The following is a 23787-nucleotide window of genomic DNA, read 5'->3' as shown; positions in this document are numbered from 1 at the left end:
GATTAAAACTATGAGCGATAAAACAAAAATGCAGATTAAGAAAAATGGATCAATTCGGGTAACTGGCGAGGTTGATTTTGTTGATGCCGATGGAAAAGTTCTTGAAACTAAAACAGATTTTTCACTTTGCCGATGTGGTCACTCCAAGGAGAAGCCATTTTGCGATGGTAGCCACCGCGACGCTGGGTTTGTTGCAGAATAAGTTAGTTAGCTGCTTGATTAGCTAGTTTTTGGGTTTCATCTTGGATGACGGCCGCAACTGGCTTTAAACCTTCAGCGTAGGATTTTGCGTGGTGGGAACAAAATAGTAATTGACCACCTGAAACTAAAATGGCACGAACATAGGCTTGTGCACCACAACGGTCACACCTATCTAGTGAGTTCAATGGGGTTTGCTCCATTGTGATCTGGCTACTCATCATCTCTCCATCTGCTTGTGTCATCAGGGGAACATCAAACCATGAATACTTTATTCCCCGCTCGATATTTGGTTTCAATTAAGTAAATTTTTTGTGCTCAAATGCTGAGAATATGTTGCAAATATCTCATTTTCATATCGATTAGCAATAAATATGGGTCTTACTCGGCGAGGATCATCAATAGGTGGTATTAGCGCCGATAATCTTCTCACCCGTGGCAACCAAAAGCGCAAAAACTGATGATGGCACCTCAGCTGCAATTATCAGCAGCTACACAGCCAAGGATTTATCTGTCCTTGAAGGATTAGATGCAGTTCGCAAACGCCCGGGTATGTATATCGGCACCACTGATTCACGTGGTCTTATGCATTGCCTTTGGGAAATTATTGATAACGCAGTTGATGAAGCATTAGCAGGTCATTGCCAAAAAATCGAAATTAATTTAGAAGCAGATGGTTCAGTTGAAGTGCATGATGATGGTCGTGGTATTCCAGTTGATAAGGAACCAAAGACTGGATTAACTGGTGTTGAAGTTGTAATGACAAAACTACATGCTGGTGGAAAATTTGGTGGCGGATCTTATGCAGCCTCTGGTGGCTTGCATGGTGTCGGCGCCTCCGTTGTTAACGCCCTTGCCTCTCGTCTTGATGTTGAGGTTGATCGCGATGGAAAAATTTATTGGATGTCCTTTAAACGTGGTCATGCTGGAATATTTGAAGGTGAAGGAATTAACGCATCCTTTACTGAAAAATCAGGGTTGCGGGTAATTGGCAAGGTTTCTGCCAAGGTAACTGGCACCAGAATTAAGTGGTGGTTTGATAAACAAATTTTCTTAAAGGAAGCAGAGCTTGCAATTGAAGATATTTATGCCAGAGCCAGACAAACTTCCTACCTAGTTCCGGGTTTAACCTTAATTGTTAATGACAGTAGAACTAAGGCGAAAACTACTGAGACTTTTTTCCATAAGGGTGGCATATCTGAGTTCTGCACCTTCTTGCGTCCTGATGATCCAGTTGGTGAAGTAATTAGAATCTCTGGAACTGGTGCATACACAGAAAATGTTCCAGTACTGGACGAGAAGGGTCATATGACCCCAACTGAGGTAGAGCGTGAGATGGGCGTTGATATTGCAATGCAGTGGGGCAATGGTTATGACGCAACTGTTGCATCCTTTGTAAACATTATTTCAACACCAAAGGGTGGTACCCATGTTGCTGGGTTTGAAAAGGCAATCACTAAAGTTGTTAATGACGCACTTCGTGCCACCAAGACTTTAAAAAATAATGAAGCAGATGTAATCAAAGATGATGTGCAAGAAGGTTTAACTGCTGTTGTCACAGTTCGAATGTCAGAACCGCAGTTTGAAGGACAAACTAAAGAAGTATTAGGAACAGCTGCAGCAAGCAAGATTGTTGGGCAAGTTGTTGCCGATGAGATGAAGGCATTTTTCAACACGACCAAGCGAATTGATAAGGCAACTGGTCGCCTAATACTAGAAAAAATTGCCAATGCTTCAAGAACTAGAATTTCAGCTAGAGCACATAAAGATTTGCAGCGCAGAAAGAACGCACTGGAGAGCTCATCTTTGCCAACCAAATTATCTGATTGCAGATCAGATGATCCAACAAGAACTGAGTTATTTATTGTTGAGGGTGATTCCGCTCTGGGCACTACCAAAGCTGCTAGAAACTCAGAGTTTCAAGCAATCTTGCCTATTCGCGGCAAGATATTAAATGTTCAGAAGGCATCACTTTCGCAGATGCTGGAAAATAATGAGTGCGCATCAATCATTCAGGTAATCGGCGCAGGCAGTGGAAAATCCTTTGATATTAATGATGCCCGGTATGGCCGAGTTATTTTGATGTCAGATGCTGATGTTGATGGCGCCCATATTCGTTGCTTACTCCTTACACTTTTTAATTCTTATATGCGTCCATTGGTTGAGGCGGGCAGAGTATTTGCTGCTATCCCACCACTGCACCGTATTGATGTAATTGGTGGCAAAAAGGGCGAGCTTCATTACACCTACACAGATGATGAGATGAAAAAAGTCATTGCCCAGTTAAAGAAGGATGGCAAGAGATGGAAGGAGCCAATCCAGCGTTATAAAGGATTAGGTGAGATGGATGCTGATCAACTACGTGAGACAACAATGGATCCAAACCATCGCACGCTTCGAAGAATTACCATGAAGGATGTTACAAAAGCTGAGGCGATGTTTGAATTGCTAATGGGTAATGAGGTTGCACCTCGAAAAGACTTTATTTCAAATGCAGATATTGATCGGGAGCGAATCGACGCTTAATCGATTGTAACTAGATCGAAGTACTCCTCTTTCCAAAGATCTTCATCACCATCAGGTAGAAGTAGAACTCGTTCTGGTTTTAATGCTTCAACTGCGCCAGCATCATGCGAAACTAAAATCACGGCGCCCTGGTACTCAGTCAATGCTCCTAAGATTTCCTCTCTCGAAGCTGGATCTAAGTTATTTGTTGGCTCATCTAGAAGTAATACATTTGCCGCACTAACCACCAATAAAGCTAACGCTAATCTGGTTCGCTCACCGCCACTTAAAACCTTAACTGGTTTATGCACATCATCACCAGTAAATAGGAATGAACCGAGCACATTACGCGCCTCTGGCTCACGAATCTCCTTAGTTGCACTTAACATATTTTCTAAAATAGTTCGCTCATAATCTAAAGTTTCATGCTCCTGGGCGTAGTAACCAATCTTCAAACCATGGCCAGCCTCAACATGACCAGTATCAGGCTCTAAATCACCGGCCAGAATTCGAAGCAAAGTTGTCTTACCAGCGCCGTTTAATCCTAAAATTACAACTCGAGAGCCTTTATCAATTGCTAATTCAACATCGGTGAAGATTTCAAGTGAGCCATAAGATTTTGATAACTCTGAAGCTGTTATAGGAGTTTTGCCGCAAGGAGAGGGAGTTGGAAATCTTAGTTTTGCAACTCGGTCATTCTTTCGTACAGCCTCTAAACCGGAGAGAAGTTGATCTGCCCTTCTAAACATAGCTCTTGCTGATGCCGCTTTATCCTTTTTCGCACGAAACTTTTCAGCTTGCTTTTGCAGTATCTCTGCTTTCTTCTCAGCAATCGCACGCTCTTTCTTTCTTCTGTGCTCATCCGCCTCGCGTTGCTGAAGGTAGTTTTTCCAAGTCATGTTGTAAACATCAATAACGTTGCGATTGGCATCAAGGTAGAAAACCTTATTAACAACAGTTTCAATCAAATTAACATCGTGAGAGATGATTACCAATCCACCTGGGTACTTAAGTAGAAATTCCCGTAGCCAAACTATGGAATCGGCATCTAAATGGTTGGTGGGCTCATCCAAAATTAATGTTTGAGCACCAGAAAATAGGATTCTGGCCAATTCAATTCTTCGCCGCTGACCACCAGATAAAGCGCTTAATTGCTGATCAAACAAATTATTTGGCACACCAAGGGAGGATGCAATTGCCTCTGCCTCTGCTGCTGCGGCATAGCCACCTGCGGTTGAAAACTCGTGCTCCACGCGGGTGTATCGCTCCATTGCTTTTTCTAACTCAGATCCTTGCGCAGTAGACATTTCCTCTTCAACAGCGCGCATCCGTTTTGAAATTAGATCTAACTCTCTCACCGAAAGAATTCGATCAATCACACTGCCTTGATCTTCACCAGTTCTAGGATCTTGAGGCAGATAACCAATTTTTCCAGTTCGGTTTACCGCACCTCCTGCTGGCATGGTTTCACCAGCTAGTACCTTTGCAAGTGTGGATTTGCCGGCACCATTTCTTCCAACAAAACCAATTCGATCACCATGATTAATTCGAACAGTTACATCTTTAACCAAAAGCTTGGCGGCAGCACGAAGTTCTAGGGCGTTAGTTGATATCAAAGTTGCTTATGCAACAAGGCGCGTGCGACGAGGGGAGGCATACTTCTTTTCAATTTCAGATAACTCCTCAGACACTTTGGCCTTGATGCTCTCCTCAGTTTTTAGGATTGCGGTTAAGGTGGCGATTGTAGCCTTTAATTCCTTCGCCTCAGTTTCAAGTTCAATCTTGCTCATCTTGGTCAATCTGCGAAGTGGCATATCTAAAATATAGGTGGCTTGTTCATCACTTAACTTAAAAGTTTTAATTAAGCCCGCCTTTGCGACAGTTGCATCTTCGCTGGCCCTGATTAACTTAATTACCTTATCAATATCAACAATTGCCTTTAACAACCCATCAACTAGATTTAATCTACCTTGCGCTTTAGCTTTTCTAAAGGCAGATCTACGGCGGACTACCTCAATCCGGTGATCAATAAAGACCTGCAATAAATCCTTAAGCCCTAGAGTTAAAGGTTTGCCATTTACTAATGCCACCGCATTAATTGAGAAGGCATCTTCCATTGGGGTGAGGCGATAGAGATTTTCTAGAACTTCATCGGCCTCATAACCATTTTTAATCTCAACTACAACCTTGGTGCCTGATTGGCCATCTGATAGATCAACTATGTCTGAGATGCCCTGCACCTTTTTAGCTTTAACAAGATCTGCAATCTTTTCTACAATCTTTTCAGGTCCAATGTTGTATGGCAGCTCGGTAATTACAATTCCCTGCTTACGAGCAGTCACCTTCTCAATTACCGCAGTTGCTCGAACCTTAAAAGAGCCTCGCCCATTTGCATATGCATCTGCAATTCCTTCAGTGGCTACCAAATAACCACCAGTTGGAAAATCAGGTGCTGGAACAATCTTCATTAATTGTTTTAAGGTTGCCTTCGGATTTTCCATTAAGAATTTAGCAGCAGCAATTACTTCGCCAAGATTATGAGGGGCCATATTTGTTGCCATACCAACTGCAATACCGGTGGCGCCATTTACTAATAGATTTGGAAATGCTGCCGGCAGTACCTGTGGCTCAAGAATTTGGCCATCGTAATTGGCGCCAAAATTAACAGTGTCCTCATCAGATTCATCCACCATCATCATGGCCGATGGAGCCAAGCGGGATTCGGTATAACGCATCGCAGCTGGACCTGAATCTAGAGAACCAAAATTTCCATGACCATCAATTAATGGCAAACGCATTGAGAAACTTTGCGCCATACGAACCATCGCATCATAAATAGCGCCATCACCATGTGGGTGAAGCTTTCCCATTACATCGCCAACAACTCTTGCGCACTTCACATGGCCTTTTTCTGGCCGAAGTCCCATCTCATTCATCTGATGCAAAATTCTTCGCTGCACAGGTTTTAATCCATCACGTGCATCAGGCAATGCGCGAGAGTAAATAACTGAATAGGCATACTCTAAAAATGATTCTGACATCTCAGAAGCAACATCAATATCAATTATGCGACCAGGATTTTCACCCGCCTTTGGTGCAACTACCTTTGGTGTTTTGGCCATAGAGCGTATCTTGCCAATAGAAGTGTTGATTTATAGCGACCGACAAGCCAGATTCATCGATGAATTAACAAAATGCTAATCTTTAGGCATGCTTCTTAGATATTTTCCATCATTTAGGGCAGCGATTATTTCTTGGGAGAAAATGCCCAATTGAGCAATAAAACATTTGGTTTAGCAGATCTAACTAATTCAATCTTTAATTCACTTTCAGTAAGCCAAACAACTGACACTTTAGGTATTGGCCAGCAAGAACAACGTGAATGCTTAATTTTAATTGATGGCCTAGGTCAAGATGCTGTTGATCGATATGGTGATGAATTTGAAATATTTAGCGAGCTAAAACAGGTTAAAAACCTATCGGCAAATTTCCCATCAACTACTGCAACTAGTCTTTCAACTCTTGGAACTGGTGTATTACCTGGCGTGCATGGAATGCTTGGCTACACAGTTCGGGTGCCACGAAGTGATAACCGATTATTAAATGCCCTTAAATGGGATGAACGTGTTGATCCAGTAATGTGGCAAAAAGTTCCAACTCTTTTCCAGCGCGCTGTTGCAGATGGCGTTAGCGTTACTCATGTTGCAGCAAAGCGTTATGAAGGAAGTGGTTTCACTCAAGCGGCTTTGCGGGGAGCAAAGTATGTTGGCGCTAATGGCATTGATGAGATGGTGTTAGCAGTTGCTTTGGCATTAAAGGCACAACCATCTTTTGTTTACACATATTTAAATACTTTAGATTCAGCAGGCCATAGCGATGGCGTTGGTTCAGATAAGTGGCTCAATGCCTTATCTCAAGTGAGTGAATTTATCTCTAAAGTTAAATCATCCGTGCCAGCGGGAACTCGAGTGTGGGTGACCTCAGATCATGGAATGGTAAATAGCACCCAGCAACTTATTCTGGGTCAAGATAATGACTTACTAAAGAATGTGACTTTAATTGGTGGTGAGCCAAGGGCTAGACATATTTATATTAAAGAAGGTGCTGAGAGTGAAACTATTTCGCAATGGCAAGAACAGCTCGCGGGTAGGGCGCAAGTTTTAAGTAAGGAGTCTGCAATCTCCTCAGGTTTATTTGGTGAAGTAGTTTCGCAAGATTCAACTGAGCGAATGGGAGATCTAATTGCGATTGCCCAAAATGATTTGATCTTGATAGATCCTGATCGAATTAGAGAAGAGAGTTCAATGGTTGGCCATCATGGTGGTGTTACAAATACTGAAGTTGAGATACCGCTCTTACTTGGTTAGTCCTCATCCTTTTTGCCAAACATAATGTCATCCCAAGATGGAATCTTAATTCTCCTAGTCACACCATCTCGTTTTTCTTCATCTTCAACATCATCAACTGCAACTAATGGTGTTGGCGCGTAAGGTGCAACATCTTCTTTAATTGATACCAAACGTGGTGCTTCGGTTTGTGGAATATTTCCAAAGGTTTGAGTAGCTGCCTTTGGTTTAGCTTCGCCACCAATCCATCTTGCGCCATCATCATGAGCTGAAAGTGCTCTACGACCTAAATTAAATAACCAAACTGCCTCACCCATTGCCTCACTCGGTGAACCATCACGCAGTGGATAGTAAAGAGTTAACTCCCAATTGCCATCGGGTAAGCGCAATGTATTCCACTCAATCGTATTCATATCAACACCTCTTGGTGCTAATTGATTAGCAACTGCTGTCTCTAAATATGGTGCATGCGGTTCGCGACGAATTTGGGTGGCAAGTGCTTGAGAAATGATAAATGCTCGCTCTTGCAAAATTGGACCAGCGTAATTTTCAATTTTCTCAATTGACCAATCGGTTGTGCGAGAGATGGAATCAATAGATTCACCACCTCGTAACCTTGCCTGCACCTCTTTAACAGTTGTGGTTACAACCTCATCAATATTACTTACAGCAGAAAGACGTGGTTGATTTACTGTGGCGCGCAATGTGTCGGAGATACGAAGTGAGAACTGATTTCCAACTTGATCAACCAACTCAAGCTCTGCGCCATCGGCAGATCGCCCGGTTAAACGTAGATCGGTTGGTTCATTCATGAGAGTAGATTGCCACAATTAATCGGCGGGATAAATCTGCCACACACGCTCAGGCCTTCACTTTTCATGCTTAGATAACCTGGTGAGCGCAGAGTTATTAAAAATTGCTGAATCAGTGGCCAAAGCCGCAGGTTCACATCTGATGAAACGACCAGCAACCTTTACCTTTACTGAGAAAAGTTCTGCAGTTGATTTTGCAACCCAAATGGATCAACAAGCAGAGGCTTTAATTGTTAAACAAATTCTCGCACTTCGCCCAGATGATGGAATTATTGCTGAAGAGGGTGCGGCCAAGGAGAGTAAATCTGGAATAACTTGGGTAATTGATCCATTAGATGGCACCGTTAATTACCTATATGGATTACCTGGTTGGAATGTTTCAGTTGCAGCTAAAGATAAAAATGGCGTAGTAGCTGGTGTGGTTTACGCACCAAGCATTAATGGATTTTGGAGCGCGATAAAAGGCGGTGGGGCTTTTTATAATGGTGAGAAAATTAAATGTAATGAACCAGTTGAGTTAAGTAAGGCACTGCTGGCAACTGGCTTTGCTTATGATTTAAATTTACGAATTAGCCAAGGCGATACCATGGCAAAATTGTTACCAAGAATTAGAGATTTAAGAAGGAATGGCGCAGCAGCTGTTGATCTTTGTTATGTGGCGATGGGTGCATTAGATGGTTACTTTGAAGCATCACTTAAAGAATGGGATCATGCAGCAGGTGGATTAATCGCAACCGAGGCTGGAGCAGTTGTCTCTGGTCCTGGCGGCGGGGCGCCGAGTAGTGAACTGGTGGTTGCCGCTGGTCCATCCCTACATGCTCAGCTTTTGCCCTTGATTTGATCTCAAATTGATCTAATCACCCCTGCTGTGGCAAGATACGCACTCATTGGAAAATAACTGATTGACCATAAAATTTAACGATTAGGACAAAACATGAACGTGTTAGATGTAGTTGATGCCGCCTCACTTCGCAAAGACATCCCATCATTTCGTTCCGGCGATGAACTAAAGGTTCACGTTCGAGTTATTGAAGGTACCAAGAGCCGTATTCAGCTTTTCCAAGGAGTTGTAATTGCAAGATCTGGTTCTGGAATTCGTGAGTCATTTACTATCCGTAAAATTTCATACGGTGTTGGTGTTGAGCGAACATTCCCAGTACACACTCCAGTAATTGAAAGAATTGAAATTGTTCGTCATGGATCAGCTCGTAGAGCCAAGCTTTACTACCTACGTAAGTTAACTGGTAAGGCAACAAAGATTAAAGAGCGTCGTGGCGCAGATGGTGAAATTATTGTTGAGCCAGCTTATGTTCCACCAGTAGTTTCTAAAAAGGTTGAGGTTCCAGTAGTGGGCGAGGCTGTTGCAGTTGTTGCTGCCGCTGCCGCAGTTACTGAAGTAACCACTGAAGAAGTAGCACAAGCGCCAGAGGTAACAACTGACGCGCCAGCTGCTGATGCAACAGCAAGCGAGTAAGAATGATTGATGAAGCTCTAGAACACTTAGTAAAAGGGATTGTTGATAATCCAGCTGAAGTTGTCATAACTGAAAAAAATTCACGTGGTGGCACCACACTTGAGGTGCGAGTTCACCCAGAAGATATTGGCAAGGTAATTGGCCGCAATGGCAGAACTGCTAAAGCACTGCGCACTGTAATTAGCGCACTTGCTGGTCGCTCAGTTCGCGTAGATCTAATCGAGGCTGACGAGGTTCGTTAATTTGCAACTTGTCGTGGGTCGCATTGGCCGCGCACATGGAGTGTTAGGCGAAGCAACCATCGAGGTTCAAACCGATGATCCAGATATCCGCTTTCAAATTGGTAACAAATTAACCTTAGATGATGGCAAGCAATTAACAATTAGATCAAGCCGTTGGCATAACCAAATTCTGCTGCTAGCTTTTGATGGAGTCACCGATCGAAATCAAATTGAAGAGCTACGAGATCAATTGATCTCATCCGATGTTGATCTTGATTCACTTGCGCCAGGGGAGTATCACTTTCAACAATTAATTGGCTGTGAAGTATTTCAACAAAATGGTGAGTTAATTGGCGCAGTTGATGAGATTGTTAAATTACCTGGCCAAGATCTCCTATCGGTGAATAGGGCAGGTGCTCAGGTGCTGATTCCAATGGTTAAGCAGATTATTATTGAGATTGATGTTTTGGCTAAGAAAATTGTCGTAAATCCACCGGAAGGGTTATTAGATGTTGCAAATTGATCTAATCTCAATCTTTCCAGATTACCTAACTCCACTTAAATTATCACTGCTGGGTAAGGCACAGGACAAAGGCATAGTTTCAATTGATATTCATGATCTGCGCGAGCAAACAAATGATGTCCACCATTCAGTTGATGACACTCCTTATGGAGGCGGTGCTGGAATGGTTATGACGGCTGCGCCATGGGGTGATGCAATTGATGCAATTACAAATGATCAGGAGCTAGTGGATCTAATTATTTTAACCCCAGCGGGAAAGAAATTTGATCAGCAGATGGCAGCTGATTTTTCAAAGAAATATCACTTGGTTTTTGCATGCGGAAGATATGAAGGAATTGATGCCAGAGTTGGTGAGTTTTATAGTTCTAAAAGTAATTTCAAGGTTCATGAAGTTTCAATTGGTGATTATGTATTAGGTGGCGGTGAGGTAGCAGCGATGGTGATAATTGAGGCAACCACTAGATTAATTCCTGGTGTTTTAGGAAATCCTGATTCATTAACAGAGGAATCACACTCAATTTCTGGAAATAATGATTCACTTTTAGTTGAGTATCCAAATTACACAAAGCCATCCAACTGGCGAGGATTGGAAGTGCCAGAGGTTTTACTGTCTGGAAATCATGGTGAGATCGCGAAGTGGCGCAAAGCGCAGGCTGAGCGTCGCACCCAGCAACTTAACAAGGAATAATCCCGACACGCCTAGCGTTGATTAGGTACATCTATCTCCAATAGGGGATTATCCGCCCAGTTGGAGTAATCCTTACACCAACAGAGATCGAAATAGTTTTACTTAATTTTTAAGAGGAGGTGACTGATGGCAACCGATTACGACACCCCCCGGAAAACCGATGAAGAGTTACATGAAGAATCGTTAGAGGAATTAAAAGCTCGACGTGCTGATGCTCAATCTGGACAGGTAGATATTGATGAAGCAGAGGCTGCTGAAAATCTTGAGTTGCCTGGCGCCGATTTATCTGGTGAAGAGTTAACGGTAAAGGTTGTACCAAAGCAAGAGGATGAATTCGCCTGTAGTCGCTGTTTCCTAGTTAAGCATGTTAACCAACGTGCACGAGGTGAAGGACTGAAGGCTGTTTGTCGCGACTGCGATTAATCTAAAGCTGCTGCAAGTTTTTTTGGTTTTCTAGTTGCAATAAGCCAATATGGCGTCGGATCATTCTTATCTTTTAATTCAACCTTCACACCAGTTGAAACCCAAAAACGTGTTGCATTAAAGGCGGCCGGATCTGCATTTTGACCACGAAGTTTTAAGAATTCTTCCCTTTTTAATGCGGTGACTTTCTTGATGTGCTTGCACTCAATCTTGGCATTTCCAACATAGAGCCAATTATTTATTACAACAATTTCAAGTACTGATTTTCTTGCGCTATAAATCAAAGTGATAGAAATTAAGATGGAGATAGTAGCCGCGAGCAGATTGCCAAAGGGTGCCCAGAAGGTTAGATAGATCGAGGCGATCATCATCGCTAGAAATAACCACAACCAAACTGGCCAGTTTATTCGCTCAGCAAACTCAGAGTTAGAATTAGATCTAGACATGAGATAAAGGATACGCTTTACCAATGGCACGTATTGCATCCACCACTCCACCTGCAGATGCGGTGATGCCGGTGCGCCATCCAAAGGCGCCAGCAATTGGTTCACAGATTCCTTCTCACTTTGGATATTGCTTTGGGTGTGGTGAATTACATAAAACTGGATTGCACTTAATAGCTTTTGCTGGAAAAGAATTAGATCTAACTGGAAAATTCACTGTAACTGAAGATCACCAAGGTGCTCCCGGCCTTGCCCATGGCGGTTTACTCTCTCTTGCCTTTGATGAAGCGCTTGGTAAATTGATGTGGTTAATTAGAACCCCAGCTGTTACTGGTCGATTAGAAACAGATTTCTTATTACCCGTACCAATGGGCCGCACACTTTATATTGATGCCAGAATTACTGGACAATCTGGTCGAAAGGTTTACACACAAGCTGAAGGCAGGTTGGATTCACCAACGGGTGAAATTGCAGTTCAAGCATCAGCCTTATTTATTGCAGTTCCAATGGAGCATTTTATTAAGAATTTAACTGAGCAATATAAGGATCATTTGGTTGAGCATCCAGAGTTAATGGCATTTGTTGATCCAGATTTTGATATAAATCCATGACGCAGGTACTAATTAAACGGTTGGATCCAACTGTGCCAATGCCTTCTTATGCAAAAGGTGGGGATGCTGGCGCGGATTTGGCAACCAGAATTGATTTCACGATTAAGCCAGGTGAGCGGATGTTAATTCCAACTGGAATTAGTATCGCACTGCCAAATGGTTATGTTGCATTAGTTCATCCAAGATCAGGGTTGGCAATAAAGCATGGCATATCGATGGTTAATACACCAGGAACTGTTGATGCTGGTTTTCGCGGAGAACTTCAAGTTATTTTAATTAACCATGATTTAACTGAGTCTGTTTCCTTTAAAAAAGGTGATCGCATCGCCCAACTTGTAATTCAAAAAGTTGAACGAGCCCAGTTTGTTGAAGTTGCTGATTTACCTGGTTCAGAACGTGCCACCGGGGGATTTGGATCAACTGGCGCATGAGTTATCAGGGACATAATGAGGATAAAGACAAAGTATTAAATGCCTTAGGTGGAAAACGTGGATTAATTGATTCAGGTCTTCCTGCCTTAGTTTTCTTAATAGTTTTTAACCTCTCAGGCAAAGATGTAAATGCTGCCCTTTATTCAGCTGTGGCACTTTCTGTAGTATTAACGCTGCTTCGCTTGTTAAAGCGAGAGACGATTCAACATGCTTTTTCTGGATTAATTGGTGTTGGTATTTGTGCGCTAATTTCAAAACGAACTGGCAATGCCGCAGATTTTTACCTACCAGGCTTATGGATCAATGCTGGATATGGACTCCTTTATGCAATTACAAATTTAGTTAAGTGGCCAATCTTGGGCGTAATGCTTGGACCAATTTTGGGAGAGAACTTGTTGTGGCGAAAAGATCCTGCCCGCTTAAATGCATATATAAAAGCTGGTTGGCTTTGGGTAGCAATGTTTGCTGCCAGGTTAATTGTTCAGTATCCACTTTATAAGAGTGGAAATATTAATGTTTTAGGTACCGCTAGGTTATTGATGGGATACCCATTATTTATATTAACCGCCTGGGGAACTTGGCAAATCTTAAGAAAAACACCTACAACTAAAGTTAATTAGATAAAGCAGGACTTTAGTTTTTCCTCAGCTTTAGCTGATGCTACAAATAGCAATTCATCACCAGGTGCGAAAACATCATGATCCTTTGGTGTTATTACATGGCTATCTCTAACAATTGCAGCCAGGCTGGCATCCTCTGGTAATTCAACTTCGCCAACAGTTTTACCGCAACAAGCAGCGGTATCAGGCAAGGTTATTTCTACTAAGTTTGCTTCACCTTTTCTAAATGAGAATAACCTGACAACATCACCAACACTCACTGCCTCCTCTACTAGGGCTGAGATAATTCTTGGTGTTGAAACTGAAACATCTACACCCCAGGATGAATCAAACATCCATTCATTTTTTGGATGATTTACTCTTGCGACAACTCTTGGCACGCCATACTCAGTCTTACCAAGTAAGGAGGCAACAAGATTTACCTTGTCATCACCAGTTGCGGCAACTAAAACTTGGCAGCCATCTAACTTCGCTTGATCTAGCGCAGTAATTTCACAAGCATCAGCAAGTAGCCACTCAGCGGCGGGGACTGAATCCATCTTTAGCGCCTTTGGATCCTTATCAATTAGAAGCACTTGATGGCCATTTTCTAACAATTCTCGAGCAATCGCTCGGCCAACATTTCCAGCTCCTGCAATCGCAATTCTCATTAAGCACCTGCCGGAGATTTAGCGAGCATTTTTTCAGTCTCAGCAACTTGTTTTTCATTAACTAAAAGATGAACTAAATCGCCCTCTTGCAAAACTGTGTGTTCATCTGGCAATACAGCCTCACCAAGTCTGGTTATAAATGCAACTCTGGCATTAGTATTTTTCTCAATTAAAAGTATTGATTCGCCATACCATTCTTTGTGCAGGCTCACTTCAACTAGCAAAATTGTTCCGGTGGCATCTCGCCACTCTGATTTTGTGCCATCGGGAGTAAGTCGTCGCATAATCTGGTCAGTTGTCCAAAGAACTGTTGCAACAGTTGGAATGCCAAGGCGCTGATAAATCTCAGCACGACCTGGATCATAAATTCGAGCAACAACATTTTTTACGCCAAAAGTTTCGCGAGCCACTCGTGCTGCCAAAATATTTGAATTATCACCATTTGAAACTGCTGCGAAAGCATCAGCTTTTTCGATTCCTGCCTCTAATAATGTGTCACGATCAAAGCCGACACCAGCAACTGTTCGACCATTGAAGTTTGCACCTAAACGTCTAAAGGCTTCGCGGTTTTGGTCTATTACAGCCACTGTGTGGCCAGACTTTTCAAGATCTACCGCAAGGGTCGAACCGACTCGACCACAACCCATTATTACGACGTGCACAAAGTACAACTTACACCCATAGGCTCCGCACTATGGAATCAAACGCTCAGGAGCGGTTAAAAGAAGGCCAGATTGTCCAGGTCCAAATTGGCCCAGTGGCACATGGCGGACATTTTGTTGCAAGATATAACGGACAAGTTATTTTTGTGCGCCATGGCATCACCGATGAGTTAGTTAATATAAAAATTACCTCAGTTAGTTCAAAGATTGCACATGCAGATGTTGTAGAAGTATTACAACCAGTGGCCTCCAGAGTTTCACCACCTTGTCAGTATGCCGGCAGTTGTGGTGGTTGCGATTTCCAGCATATAAATATCAGCACGCAACGTGAACTAAAAGCTCAGATCATTAAGGAACAGTTCTTGCGAATTGGCAAAATGGATTTAGTTCAACTTGGCTTTGATTTAAAGGTAACTTCAGTAGAACCTGCTGATGGATTGCATTGGCGCACTCGAATGGATTTTGCAGTTTCAGCTAATGGCCAGATTGGTTTTTTTGGCGCTCGTAGCAATGATGTGGTTGAAATTAAGGATTGCCTTATTGCTGATGAAAGAATGAATGTGGGTGAATTATCCAGTAGGCAATGGAAATCTGATGCCAGAGTTGAGGTTGCAGTTTCTAGTACCAATGAAGTTTCAGTTATGCGATCAGGCAGAAGCATTAGCGGTCCTACTCAGATTGTTGAGCAAGTAGCCGGTAACTCATTTAAAATCTCACCCTCTGCATTCTGGCAAAGCCATCGCAGCGCACCAGTTGAGTTGGTAAAAGCTGCACTATCGCAACTTGGCGTAAAGCCAGCAGATCATGTTTTAGATCTTTACTCAGGTGTTGGCCTATTTGCAGCAGCAATATTAATAGAGATTAGTGACCGTGGTTTTGTTACCTTAATTGAGAGCGATAAAACTGCGGTCGCAGATGCTCGAAGAATTTTCCTTAACAAAGAGAATGTGAAGATTTTTCAAGGATTAGTCGCACAACAATTGCCAATTGTGAAGCGAGCAGATTTGATTTTATTAGATCCACCACGAACAGGTGCTGGTGATGTTGTAATTAAACAGATGGTTAAATTCAAACCTAGAAAAATTGTTTATGTTGCATGCGATCCTGCTGCATTGGCAAGAGATGCAAAAACTTTGGCAGACCTTGGTTATAAGTTGGATCACATTGAGGCTTTTGATCTTTTCCCAATGACCCAGCACATTGAGTGCGTGGCTGGATTTTCACCAGCAAACAGATAGGATTAGGACAGAATTACACAGGAAAGAGGTGTGGGGCATTGAGTAAGAACTCATTTAAGTCCAAAACCACACTGGAAGTAGCCGGTAAGAGCTATGAAATATTTGATATCACTGGCTTTGCTGAAGCAAAAGATCTTCCATTTAGCTTAAAGATTTTGCTAGAGAACTTACTTCGCACTGAAGATGGCGCCAATATCACTGCTGATCAAATTAAGAAGTTAGCTAGTTGGAATCCAGCTGCTGAACCAGACACTGAAATTCAATTTACGCCAGCACGTGTGATTATGCAGGATTTCACAGGCGTGCCTTGCGTAGTGGATCTAGCAACAATGCGAGAGGCAATTGCAGATTTAGGAGGAGATCCAGCAAAAGTAAATCCACTTTCTCCTGCTGAGTTAGTAATTGATCACTCAGTAATTGCAGATCTATTTGGAACTAAGGATTCTTTTGAACAAAATGTTGATATTGAATACCAACGAAACAAGGAGAGATATCGCTTCTTGCGTTGGGGACAAACAGCATTTGATGAGTTTAAAGTCGTGCCACCAGGAACAGGAATTGTTCATCAAGTAAATATTGAGTACTTAGCAAGAGTTGTGATGAGTCGAGTAGTAGATGGCACCTTACGGGCTTACCCAGACACAGTAGTTGGAACTGATTCACACACAACCATGGTTAATGGATTGGGTGTGCTTGGTTGGGGCGTTGGTGGCATTGAGGCAGAGGCTGCATTACTAGGTCAACCAGTTTCGATGTTAATTCCAAGAGTTGTCGGATTTAAATTAAATGGCCAACTGCCAGTGGGAACCACTGCAACAGATTTAGTTTTAACAATCACTCAGATGCTGCGAAAGCATGGTGTGGTTGGAAAGTTTGTGGAGTTTTATGGCCCTGGAGTTACCGCGCTGCCAATGGCTAATCGCGCCACTATCGGAAACATGTCACCTGAGTATGGCTCAACATGTGCAATCTTTCCGGTGGATGAAGAAACAATTCGATATTTAAAACTTACTGGTCGAAGCGCTGAGCAATTAGAGTTGGTAGAAAAGTATGCAAAGGTAAATGGACTTTGGCATGATCCTTCAGCATCTCCAAGATTCTCAGAAAAGCTAGAGTTAGATCTTTCAACAATTGTGCCTTCAATTGCAGGTCCAAAGCGTCCACAAGATCGAATTTCCTTAAGTGATGCTAAGAGTTCATATGCAGCTGTGGCACCAAGTTACTTCACCGATAAAACAAGTAAAAATAAGATTGATATAAAGGTTAATGGCAAGCCAACCACAGTTTCTAATGGTGATGTAGTGATTGCATCAATTACCTCTTGTACAAATACATCTAATCCTTCAGTAATGATTGGAGCTGCATTACTGGCCAAGAAGGCGGTAGAGAAGGGTTTAACCAGTAAACCTTGGGTGAAAACCACATTAGCACCAGGATCTAAAGTAGTTACTGATTATTACGATCGCTCAGGACTTACTCCTTATATGGAGAAATTAGGTTTTAACTTAGTTGGTTATGGCTGTGTTACTTGCATTGGAAACTCAGGTCCGCTTCCAGTTGAGATCAGTAAGGCCATTAATGAGAATGATCTGGCTGTCTCCGCCGTCCTTTCTGGAAATCGAAATTTTGAAGGTCGAATCTCACCTGATGTAAAGATGAACTACTTAGCTTCACCACCCTTAGTGGTTGCATATGCGTTAACTGGATCTATGAATCATGATTTTGAAAAGGATCCAATTGGAACTGGAAGTGATGGTAATCCAGTTTTCCTAAAAGATATTTGGCCAACAAGTGCGGAGATTGAATCGGTAGTAGCTTCTTCAATTTCATCAGATATGTTTACAAAAGATTACGCATCAGTTTTTGAAGGTGATAAAAGATGGAAATCCTTAGATACGCCAACTGGTAATACTTTTGAATGGGATGCTAAATCAACCTATGTTAGAAAACCTCCTTATTTTGATGGTATGCCAAGAAATCCAAAGCCAGTCACAAATATTGAATCTGCCAGAGTGCTTGCAGTTCTAGGAGATTCAGTAACAACTGATCACATTTCACCTGCTGGAAATATCAAAGTTGATTCACCGGCTGGTAAGTACTTGGCAGAACATGGCATAGATCGAGCTGACTTTAACTCTTATGGATCACGTCGTGGCAATCATGAGGTAATGATCCGAGGAACATTTGCAAACATTCGCTTAAAGAATTTATTGTTAAATGGCGTAGAGGGTGGATTTACTAAAAATTTCCTAGCAAATGGTGAGCAAGCCACAATTTATGATGCATCTCGTGCCTATATTGAAGCAAATATTCCGTTAGTAATTTTGGCTGGCAAAGAATATGGCTCAGGATCTTCTCGCGACTGGGCAGCAAAGGGAACAGCACTACTTGGAGTTCGCGCAGTAATTGCAGAATCTTTTGAAAGAATTCATAGATCTAATTTAATTGGCATGGGAGTACTGCCACTTCAATTCCAAGATGGGCAGAATGCAGCATCATTAGGTTTAGATGGCAGTGAAGTATTCTCAATTACCGGTGTAGACAAATTAAATGATGGCCAAACACCAAAAGAGGTCGAAGTAACCGCCGGCGGAAAGAAATTTAAGGCAAAGCTTCGGATCGATACCCCAGGTGAGGCAGATTACTATCGCCATGGTGGCATCATGCAGTATGTATTACGCTCATTATTGAGCAAGTAAATCGCCATTGTTTTAACTACCCTTTAAACTATAGCCATGCTTAGTCAGATTAAATCGCCAGCGGATCTAAAGAAACTCTCTGCTGAAGAGATAAATCACTTATCTGCAGAGATTAGATCATTCCTAATTGAAAAGGTTTCAAAATCTGGTGGTCATCTTGGTCCAAATTTAGGAGTAGTTGAGTTAACTATTGCCATACACAGAATTTTTGATTCACCAAAGGATGTTGTGGTCTTTGATACTGGTCATCAAAGCTATGTCCACAAGTTATTAACTGGGCGAATGGCTGGTTTTGAAAAACTTCGTCAACGTGGTGGTTTGGCTGGATATCCAAATCGAAGTGAGAGCGAGCATGATGTTGTTGAAAACTCACACGCATCTACCGCCCTTTCTTGGAGTGATGGAATTGCCAAAGGTTTTTCCCTTACAAATCAAAAAGATCGTGTAGTAGTTTGCGTAGTTGGTGATGGCGCTTTAACTGGCGGAATGAGTTGGGAAGCTTTAAACAATATTTCTACAAGTAAAAATGAGCGTCTGGTAATAATTGTTAATGACAATGAGAGGTCATACTCACCAACTATTGGTGGATTAGCTACCTATCTTTCAACCTTGCGTGCCACAAGTGGTTATGAGAAATTCTTAGATTGGGGCAAGGGTGTATTAGAGCGAACACCAGTTGTGGGTCAGCCAATTTATGAAACCCTGCATGGCGTTAAAAAAGGTATTAAAGATATTGTCGCTCCACAAGGAATGTTTGAGGACTTAGGTCTTAAGTATTTAGGCCCAGTAGATGGTCATGATGTGGTTGCAATGGAAAAAACATTAAAGATTGCTAAAGATTATGGCCAGCCGGTTTTAGTTCATGTAATTACTGAAAAAGGTAAAGGCCATGCACCAGCGATCAATGATGAAGCAGAGAAGTTTCATGCCGTCGGTGTTGTCGATGCGGAAACAGGTCAACCTTTAAGTAAGGGTGGAAAGAGTTGGACCTCTGTGTTTTCAGATGAGTTAGTAAAGATTGGCGCCGAAAGAAGTGATGTAGTGGCAATTACTGCAGCAATGATGGGGCCAACTGGCTTAGATAAGTTTGAAAAAGCATTCCCAGATCGAACATTTGATGTTGGCATTGCTGAACAACATGCAGCAACTTCAGCAGCTGGAATGGCATTTGCAGGCCTGCATCCAGTAGTTGCGGTTTACTCCACATTTTTAAATAGAGCCTTTGATCAGTTATTACTTGATGTTGCACTTCATAAAGCTGGGGTTACTTTTGTATTAGATCGAGCAGGCGTCACCGGTGATGATGGCCCATCTCATAACGGTATGTGGGATTTAGCTTTAACTGGAATTGTGCCAACCTTGCATGTGGCAGCCCCCCGAGATGCTGAGCGAGTAAGAGAAACATTACGCGAGGCATTAGATATCTCTGATGCTCCTTCATTAATTCGTTTTCCAAAGGGTGCGGTAAATGCTGACATTCCAGCATTTGAACGTCGTGATGGCATTGATGTTTTATATCGTGGCGAGAGCGCGGATGTTTTATTAGTGAGTATTGGTGCCTTTGCATCAATCGCAGTTGAAGCAGCGGCGCAAGCCTACCGAGAGGGTGTGGGCGTTACCGTTATTGATCCAAGATGGGTTAAGCCACTTCCAAAATCATTAGTAACAATGGCTCAACGATATAAAAATGTAGTTGTGTTAGAAGATGGTATTAAACATGGCGGAATTGCCAGCACGATTTCTGAATTATTTAGAGATGCGCAGTTAAATGTGCCGGTGCACTCAATTGGTTTACCACTAGCGTTCTTAGAGCACTCAAAACGAGCTGAAATTTTAGAAGATTTAGGAATTACAGTTCAAAACATCACCAGATCTTTAGTTGCCTGGAATAGCAGTGAGATTGGCATGGATATTAAGGAAGTGATGCCACGCCCTTTGGATGAAAACGAGCGCCGCAAACCGCTTCGCTAATTCCTTCTCGATCTAAGTAAGGCAAAATTCCACCAAGGTGCATTGGCCATCCTGAACCTAGCAACATGCAAATATCAATCTCTTGTGGAGTTGAAACCACCCCTTCGTCCAGCATCATCTTTGCCTCAGTTGCTAATGCTTCAAGAGCGCGCTTTCTGACCTGCTCAGCTGTTGATGGTGTGCTTCCTTTTTCAAGCAGAGCCAGTGCTGCAGGATTAACCGTGTTAACACCATTTGAATCCTTTACATAAAATGTTTTTACCCCATCTTTTACAAACCGCTGCATAGTTGGCGAAATTTTGTAACGTGGACCAAGGTTTTTATTTAAAGTTTCAGCCACATGCAATGCAACTCCTGGGCCAACTAAACCAAGTAATTCAAGGGATGACATTGGAAAACCTAGGGGAGCCATTGCAGCATCTGCTACCTCATATGGCGTGCCTTCATCCATTGCATCTGTTACCTCGCCCATAAAACGAGTTAATAGACGATTAACCACAAAAGCTGGCGCATCTTTAACAATCACCATTGTCTTCTTTAAATCTTTACCAATATTTATTGCTGTGGCTGTGGTGGCATCATCTGTTTTAGTAGTTCTTGCCACCTCAAGCAGCGGCATAATTGCAACTGGATTAAAGAAGTGAAATCCAACAACTCGCTCTGGATTCTTCAATCCTTCACTCATCGCCTCAACTGAAAGGGAAGAGGTATTTGTTGCCAAGATGCACTCTGGTGTAACAATCGCCTCAAGCTCTTTAAATAACTTTTGCTTTAATGACAACTCTTCAAAGATTGCTTCAATTACAAAGTCAGCATTTGCAAAGATCTTCTTATCAACTGAGCCAGAGATATTTGTTAACAATCTAGCTGCTGATTCAGGGGATAATCGCTTCTTATCAACTAATTTTTGAATCTCATTTTTAATCCAAGCCAATCCTTTATCAACTCGCTCTTGGTCAAGATCGGTGATTACAACTGGGACCTTAAGATTTCGAAGCATTAGCAATGCCAATTGAGATGCCATAAGACCAGCGCCAACGACGCCAACTCGAGTTATCTTTCTAGCAAGTGCTGGTTTTGGAGCTCCTTCAACCTTCTTGCGTTTTTTCTGAATTAGATTAAATGAGTAAAGGGATGCGCGTAATGAATCACTCATTACTAAATCAGCTAGAACCTTAGTTTCAGCAGCAAAGCCATCTCTTACTGAATTACTTTGCGCTGCTTTGATTAAATCAAGGGCTGCAAGTGGGGATGGGATCTGGGCGCCACTATATTTCTTGGCAATCGCTGCTTTACCCGTTGCGATTGCTTTTTCAAAGCCAGCAGAATCCTTACTAAAATCTTTGCGTTCAATCTTCTTCTTTGCACTTAAAACATCAGCGGCAAATTTAACTGAGTGTTCAATAAAATCAGATGGTTCATAAACAGCGTCTACTACGCCCAATGAAAGTGCGTCCTTTGCTTTCATCATTGTGTTGTTATTTAGTGCATTTAAAATAATTACTTGAACCGCATTTTCTGGTCCAATTAGTTTTGGCAGAAGTGTTGCCCCACCCCAACCTGGAACTAAACCTAGGAAACACTCTGGTAAGCCGGTGAAGGCAGTTGTTGCCAAGGTTCGATAGTGACAGTTAAGTCCAACCTCTAAGCCACCACCTAGTGCTAATCCATTTATAAAAGCAAAGGTTGGCTTCTTACTCTCATGCAATTTTAGAAAGACCTCATGGCCTAAATCTCCGATTGCAACTGCTTGAGATTTATCCTTTAGAAAACTCATCGCCGAAAGATCAGCGCCAGCAGCAAATATAAATGGCTTACCAGTTACGGCAATTGCTACTGCATCTGATTTTTGCGCCTCATCAATTGCAGCAGAAAGTGCTGCTAAGGATGCTGGTCCAAAAGTATTTGGGCGATTATGGTCTGCGCCATTATCTAGTGTGATTAAGGCAAGGTTACCGGTAGCGCCAAAGGCAGAGAGTGAAACCATCTGCACAATTGCATTGGTTACTACTTCATCAGGTGCGGCTGCTAAAACATCAGACATTATTTATTACCTTTGTAATTAGGGTTTTCCCAGATTATTGTGCCGCCCATACCTAAGCCAATACACATAGTGGTTATTCCGTATCTAACCTCTGGGTGCTCTTTAAAGCCATTGGCAAGATTTAAAATTAATCTAACTCCTGATGAAGCCAGGGGATGACCAACTGCAATCGCCCCACCATAAATATTTACTCGCTTATCATCATCGGCAATACCAAAGTGATCTAAAAATGAAAGTACTTGGATTGCAAATGCTTCATTAACCTCAAACAAACCAATATCGGCAATATCTAAGCCAGCTTTTTTCAAAGCTTTAATTGTGCTTGGCACTGGTCCATAACCCATGATCTCTGGCTCAACACCGGCGAATGCAAAAGAAACTAACTTAGCTTTAATTGGCAGATTTAATTCTTTAGCTTTTTCCTCAGATGCCAAGATTGCTGCAGTTGCGCCATCATTTAAACCGGCAGCATTTCCAGCAGTTACTCGCCCTGCTGCTCTAAATGGTGTTTTAAGTGCAGCTAATGCTTCAAGTGTGGTCTGCGGTCTTGGCGGTTCATCAACTGTTGCCACACCCCAACCAGCCTCAACATTTCTTGTTGCAACTGGAATTAAATCTGGTTGAATTTTATTTGCAGCATAGGCGGCAGCAGTTTTTTGTTGTGATGCTAATGCGTACTTATCTGCCCGCTCCTTCGTAAGGTGAGGGAATTTGTCATGTAATCGCTCAGCAGTGGCGCCCATTTGCAGTGCATCAGTATCAACAATTTTTTCAGCTAAGTATCTTGGATTTGGATCCATGCCATCACCCATTGGGTGATTTCCCATATGTTCAACGCCGCCTGCGATTGCTAAATCATAAGCACCCATATTTATGCCACCAGCAATTGTGGTAACTGCAGTTAGCGCGCCAGCACACCAGCGATCAATTGAGTAACCAGGAACTGATTTTGGAATGCCAGCTAAAATTGAAACTGATCGACCAATATTCATGCCTTGATCACCAGTTTGAGTTGCAGCAGCAATTGCTACATCATCAATTTGATCTAACGGAAGATTTGGATTTCGCTCTAATAACCCACGAATGCAGCGAACCATAATGTCATCAGCTCTAGTTTGGGAGTAAAGAGAACCTGCTTTACCAAATGGAGTACGAACTGCGTCAACTAAGACAACATTGGTTTTTGCACTTGCAGTTTTACTCATTTTTAGCCCCTAGCTAGTTCACT

23 protein-coding genes and 1 pseudogene are annotated in these 23787 nt (G+C 42.3%); 15 read left to right on the top strand and 9 right to left on the bottom strand.

All coding sequences use genetic code 11. The annotated features are described in order from the left end of the window. The first annotated feature begins 10 nt into the window (after positions 1–10). Positions 11–202, top strand: a complete 192-nt coding sequence (locus tag B1s21122_RS04050) for a CDGSH iron-sulfur domain-containing protein (protein WP_095680509.1) — start codon at positions 11–13, stop codon at positions 200–202. Between the two features lies 1 nt (position 203). Here B1s21122_RS04050 and B1s21122_RS04045 read toward each other — a convergent pair whose 3' ends face one another. Next, on the bottom strand, positions 204–419 hold the full coding sequence (locus B1s21122_RS04045) for a DUF7455 domain-containing protein (RefSeq protein ID WP_041869309.1): 216 nt from the start codon (positions 417–419) through the stop codon (positions 204–206). 214 nt (positions 420–633) lie between these two features. On the opposite strand from B1s21122_RS04045, the gene B1s21122_RS04040 reads away from it, so the two are divergent. After that, positions 634–2724, top strand: a complete 2091-nt coding sequence (locus B1s21122_RS04040; RefSeq protein WP_095681236.1) for a DNA gyrase/topoisomerase IV subunit B — start codon at positions 634–636, stop codon at positions 2722–2724. Here B1s21122_RS04040 and B1s21122_RS04035 read toward each other — a convergent pair. Together B1s21122_RS04035 and B1s21122_RS04030 are read right to left on the bottom strand one after the other, a co-directional pair. Continuing rightward, entirely contained in the window at positions 2721–4319 is a 1599-nt protein-coding gene (locus B1s21122_RS04035) for an ABC-F family ATP-binding cassette domain-containing protein (protein ID WP_095680510.1), read from the bottom strand. The two genes, B1s21122_RS04040 and B1s21122_RS04035, sit on opposite strands and share 4 nt — an antisense overlap. A gap of 12 nt (positions 4320–4331) precedes the next feature. Further along, positions 4332–5825, bottom strand: a pseudogene (locus tag B1s21122_RS04030) (DNA gyrase/topoisomerase IV subunit A); the annotation flags it as partial. Positions 5826–5975: 150 nt separating this feature from the next. Between B1s21122_RS04030 and B1s21122_RS04025 the strand changes: the two are divergent. Then, the gene (locus B1s21122_RS04025; RefSeq protein ID WP_095680512.1) at positions 5976–7070 is read left to right on the top strand and encodes an alkaline phosphatase family protein; all 1095 of its coding nucleotides are present in this window, start codon (positions 5976–5978) and stop codon (positions 7068–7070) included. Here the strand turns inward: B1s21122_RS04025 and sepH are convergent. Then, a complete protein-coding gene (gene sepH / locus B1s21122_RS04020; RefSeq protein ID WP_095680513.1) occupies positions 7067–7861 on the bottom strand; it encodes a septation protein SepH in 795 nt (264 codons plus the stop codon). The two genes, B1s21122_RS04025 and sepH, sit on opposite strands and share 4 nt — an antisense overlap. An 82-nt stretch (positions 7862–7943) precedes the next feature. Here sepH and B1s21122_RS04015 point away from each other — a divergent pair, with 82 nt between their 5' ends. The 6 genes from B1s21122_RS04015 (at position 7944) to B1s21122_RS03990 (ending at position 11190) form a co-directional block, all read left to right on the top strand. Further along, positions 7944–8702, top strand: a complete 759-nt coding sequence (locus tag B1s21122_RS04015; protein WP_095680514.1) for an inositol monophosphatase family protein — start codon at positions 7944–7946, stop codon at positions 8700–8702. 93 nt (positions 8703–8795) lie between these two features. Further along, positions 8796–9335 (top strand): 50S ribosomal protein L19, encoded by a 540-nt coding sequence (gene rplS / locus B1s21122_RS06465; protein WP_095680515.1) that lies wholly within the window; start codon positions 8796–8798, stop codon positions 9333–9335. Positions 9336–9337: 2 nt separating this feature from the next. Further along, the gene (locus B1s21122_RS04005) at positions 9338–9577 is read left to right on the top strand and encodes an RNA-binding protein (RefSeq protein ID WP_095680516.1); all 240 of its coding nucleotides are present in this window, start codon (positions 9338–9340) and stop codon (positions 9575–9577) included. A gap of 13 nt (positions 9578–9590) precedes the next feature. Then, entirely contained in the window at positions 9591–10079 is a 489-nt protein-coding gene (gene rimM, locus B1s21122_RS04000; protein ID WP_223299039.1) for a ribosome maturation factor RimM, read from the top strand. Beyond that, a complete protein-coding gene (trmD, locus tag B1s21122_RS03995; RefSeq protein WP_095680518.1) occupies positions 10066–10767 on the top strand; it encodes a tRNA (guanosine(37)-N1)-methyltransferase TrmD in 702 nt (233 codons plus the stop codon). Before rimM ends, trmD begins: the two co-directional genes overlap by 14 nt. 126 nt (positions 10768–10893) lie before the next feature. Then, positions 10894–11190, top strand: a complete 297-nt coding sequence (locus tag B1s21122_RS03990) for a DUF4193 domain-containing protein (protein ID WP_095680519.1) — start codon at positions 10894–10896, stop codon at positions 11188–11190. Here B1s21122_RS03990 and B1s21122_RS03985 read toward each other — a convergent pair. Continuing rightward, the gene (locus B1s21122_RS03985; RefSeq protein ID WP_095680520.1) at positions 11187–11636 is read right to left on the bottom strand and encodes a DUF3093 domain-containing protein; all 450 of its coding nucleotides are present in this window, start codon (positions 11634–11636) and stop codon (positions 11187–11189) included. The genes B1s21122_RS03990 and B1s21122_RS03985 overlap by 4 nt on opposite strands. Positions 11637–11659: 23 nt before the next feature. Between B1s21122_RS03985 and B1s21122_RS03980 the strand changes: the two genes are divergently transcribed. Genes B1s21122_RS03980 through B1s21122_RS03970 form a run of 3 tightly spaced genes read left to right on the top strand, consistent with a single transcriptional unit; the run spans position 11660 to position 13295 of the window. Beyond that, complete coding sequence (locus tag B1s21122_RS03980) at positions 11660–12244, top strand: PaaI family thioesterase (RefSeq protein ID WP_095680521.1); 585 nt, start codon at positions 11660–11662, stop codon at positions 12242–12244. Next, positions 12241–12675, top strand: a complete 435-nt coding sequence (gene dut / locus B1s21122_RS03975) for a dUTP diphosphatase (RefSeq protein ID WP_095680522.1) — start codon at positions 12241–12243, stop codon at positions 12673–12675. The genes B1s21122_RS03980 and dut overlap by 4 nt, the downstream gene beginning before the upstream one ends. Further along, positions 12672–13295: a DUF3159 domain-containing protein gene (locus tag B1s21122_RS03970; RefSeq protein WP_095680523.1), complete on the top strand. Its 624-nt coding sequence runs from the start codon at positions 12672–12674 to the stop codon at positions 13293–13295. The genes dut and B1s21122_RS03970 overlap by 4 nt, the downstream gene beginning before the upstream one ends. Here the strand turns inward: B1s21122_RS03970 and B1s21122_RS03965 are convergent. Together B1s21122_RS03965 and B1s21122_RS03960 are read right to left on the bottom strand one after the other, a co-directional pair. Continuing rightward, on the bottom strand, positions 13292–13945 hold the full coding sequence (locus tag B1s21122_RS03965) for a potassium channel family protein (RefSeq protein ID WP_095680524.1): 654 nt from the start codon (positions 13943–13945) through the stop codon (positions 13292–13294). The two genes, B1s21122_RS03970 and B1s21122_RS03965, sit on opposite strands and share 4 nt — an antisense overlap. Continuing rightward, positions 13945–14607 carry a potassium channel family protein gene (locus B1s21122_RS03960; protein WP_095680525.1) on the bottom strand — a complete coding sequence of 221 codons (663 nt, stop codon included), beginning with the start codon at positions 14605–14607 and terminating at the stop codon, positions 13945–13947. Before B1s21122_RS03960 ends, B1s21122_RS03965 begins: the two co-directional genes overlap by 1 nt. A gap of 32 nt (positions 14608–14639) precedes the next feature. Here B1s21122_RS03960 and B1s21122_RS03955 point away from each other — a divergent pair, with 32 nt between their 5' ends. Genes B1s21122_RS03955 through dxs form a run of 3 tightly spaced genes read left to right on the top strand, consistent with a single transcriptional unit; the run spans position 14640 to position 20515 of the window. Then, positions 14640–15845 (top strand): class I SAM-dependent RNA methyltransferase, encoded by a 1206-nt coding sequence (locus B1s21122_RS03955; protein ID WP_095680526.1) that lies wholly within the window; start codon positions 14640–14642, stop codon positions 15843–15845. A 38-nt stretch (positions 15846–15883) separates the two neighbouring features. Next, positions 15884–18544 carry an aconitate hydratase AcnA gene (gene acnA / locus B1s21122_RS03950; RefSeq protein WP_095680527.1) on the top strand — a complete coding sequence of 887 codons (2661 nt, stop codon included), beginning with the start codon at positions 15884–15886 and terminating at the stop codon, positions 18542–18544. A gap of 30 nt (positions 18545–18574) precedes the next feature. Continuing rightward, positions 18575–20515 (top strand): 1-deoxy-D-xylulose-5-phosphate synthase, encoded by a 1941-nt coding sequence (dxs, locus tag B1s21122_RS03945; RefSeq protein WP_420021994.1) that lies wholly within the window; start codon positions 18575–18577, stop codon positions 20513–20515. Here the strand turns inward: dxs and B1s21122_RS03940 are convergent. Further along, positions 20457–22559 (bottom strand): 3-hydroxyacyl-CoA dehydrogenase NAD-binding domain-containing protein, encoded by a 2103-nt coding sequence (locus B1s21122_RS03940; RefSeq protein ID WP_095680529.1) that lies wholly within the window; start codon positions 22557–22559, stop codon positions 20457–20459. The two genes, dxs and B1s21122_RS03940, sit on opposite strands and share 59 nt — an antisense overlap. Further along, on the bottom strand, positions 22559–23764 hold the full coding sequence (locus tag B1s21122_RS03935) for a thiolase family protein (RefSeq protein WP_095680530.1): 1206 nt from the start codon (positions 23762–23764) through the stop codon (positions 22559–22561). The genes B1s21122_RS03940 and B1s21122_RS03935 overlap by 1 nt, the downstream gene beginning before the upstream one ends. Positions 23765–23787 lie beyond the last annotated feature (23 nt).

The sequence above is a fragment of the Candidatus Nanopelagicus limnes genome (assembly GCF_002287885.2).
Taxonomy (GTDB): domain Bacteria; phylum Actinomycetota; class Actinomycetes; order Nanopelagicales; family Nanopelagicaceae; genus Nanopelagicus; species Nanopelagicus limnae.
The sequence above is the reverse complement of the archived record's forward strand: the minus strand, read 5'-3'. Positions and strand labels throughout refer to the sequence as shown.

Coding starts and splice junctions, on each gene's coding strand:
- B1s21122_RS04050 (WP_095680509.1), top strand. CDS start 11: ATGAGCGATAAAACAAAAATGCAGATTAAGAAAAATGGATCAATTCGG.
- B1s21122_RS04045 (WP_041869309.1), bottom strand. CDS start 419: ATGAGTAGCCAGATCACAATGGAGCAAACCCCATTGAACTCACTAGAT.
- sepH (WP_095680513.1), bottom strand. CDS start 7,861: ATGAATGAACCAACCGATCTACGTTTAACCGGGCGATCTGCCGATGGC.
- rplS (WP_095680515.1), top strand. CDS start 8,796: ATGAACGTGTTAGATGTAGTTGATGCCGCCTCACTTCGCAAAGACATC.
- B1s21122_RS04005 (WP_095680516.1), top strand. CDS start 9,338: ATGATTGATGAAGCTCTAGAACACTTAGTAAAAGGGATTGTTGATAAT.
- trmD (WP_095680518.1), top strand. CDS start 10,066: ATGTTGCAAATTGATCTAATCTCAATCTTTCCAGATTACCTAACTCCA.
- B1s21122_RS03990 (WP_095680519.1), top strand. CDS start 10,894: ATGGCAACCGATTACGACACCCCCCGGAAAACCGATGAAGAGTTACAT.
- B1s21122_RS03985 (WP_095680520.1), bottom strand. CDS start 11,636: ATGTCTAGATCTAATTCTAACTCTGAGTTTGCTGAGCGAATAAACTGG.
- B1s21122_RS03980 (WP_095680521.1), top strand. CDS start 11,660: ATGGCACGTATTGCATCCACCACTCCACCTGCAGATGCGGTGATGCCG.
- dut (WP_095680522.1), top strand. CDS start 12,241: ATGACGCAGGTACTAATTAAACGGTTGGATCCAACTGTGCCAATGCCT.
- B1s21122_RS03970 (WP_095680523.1), top strand. CDS start 12,672: ATGAGTTATCAGGGACATAATGAGGATAAAGACAAAGTATTAAATGCC.
- B1s21122_RS03965 (WP_095680524.1), bottom strand. CDS start 13,945: ATGAGAATTGCGATTGCAGGAGCTGGAAATGTTGGCCGAGCGATTGCT.
- B1s21122_RS03955 (WP_095680526.1), top strand. CDS start 14,640: ATGGAATCAAACGCTCAGGAGCGGTTAAAAGAAGGCCAGATTGTCCAG.
- B1s21122_RS03940 (WP_095680529.1), bottom strand. CDS start 22,559: ATGTCTGATGTTTTAGCAGCCGCACCTGATGAAGTAGTAACCAATGCA.
- B1s21122_RS03935 (WP_095680530.1), bottom strand. CDS start 23,764: ATGAGTAAAACTGCAAGTGCAAAAACCAATGTTGTCTTAGTTGACGCA.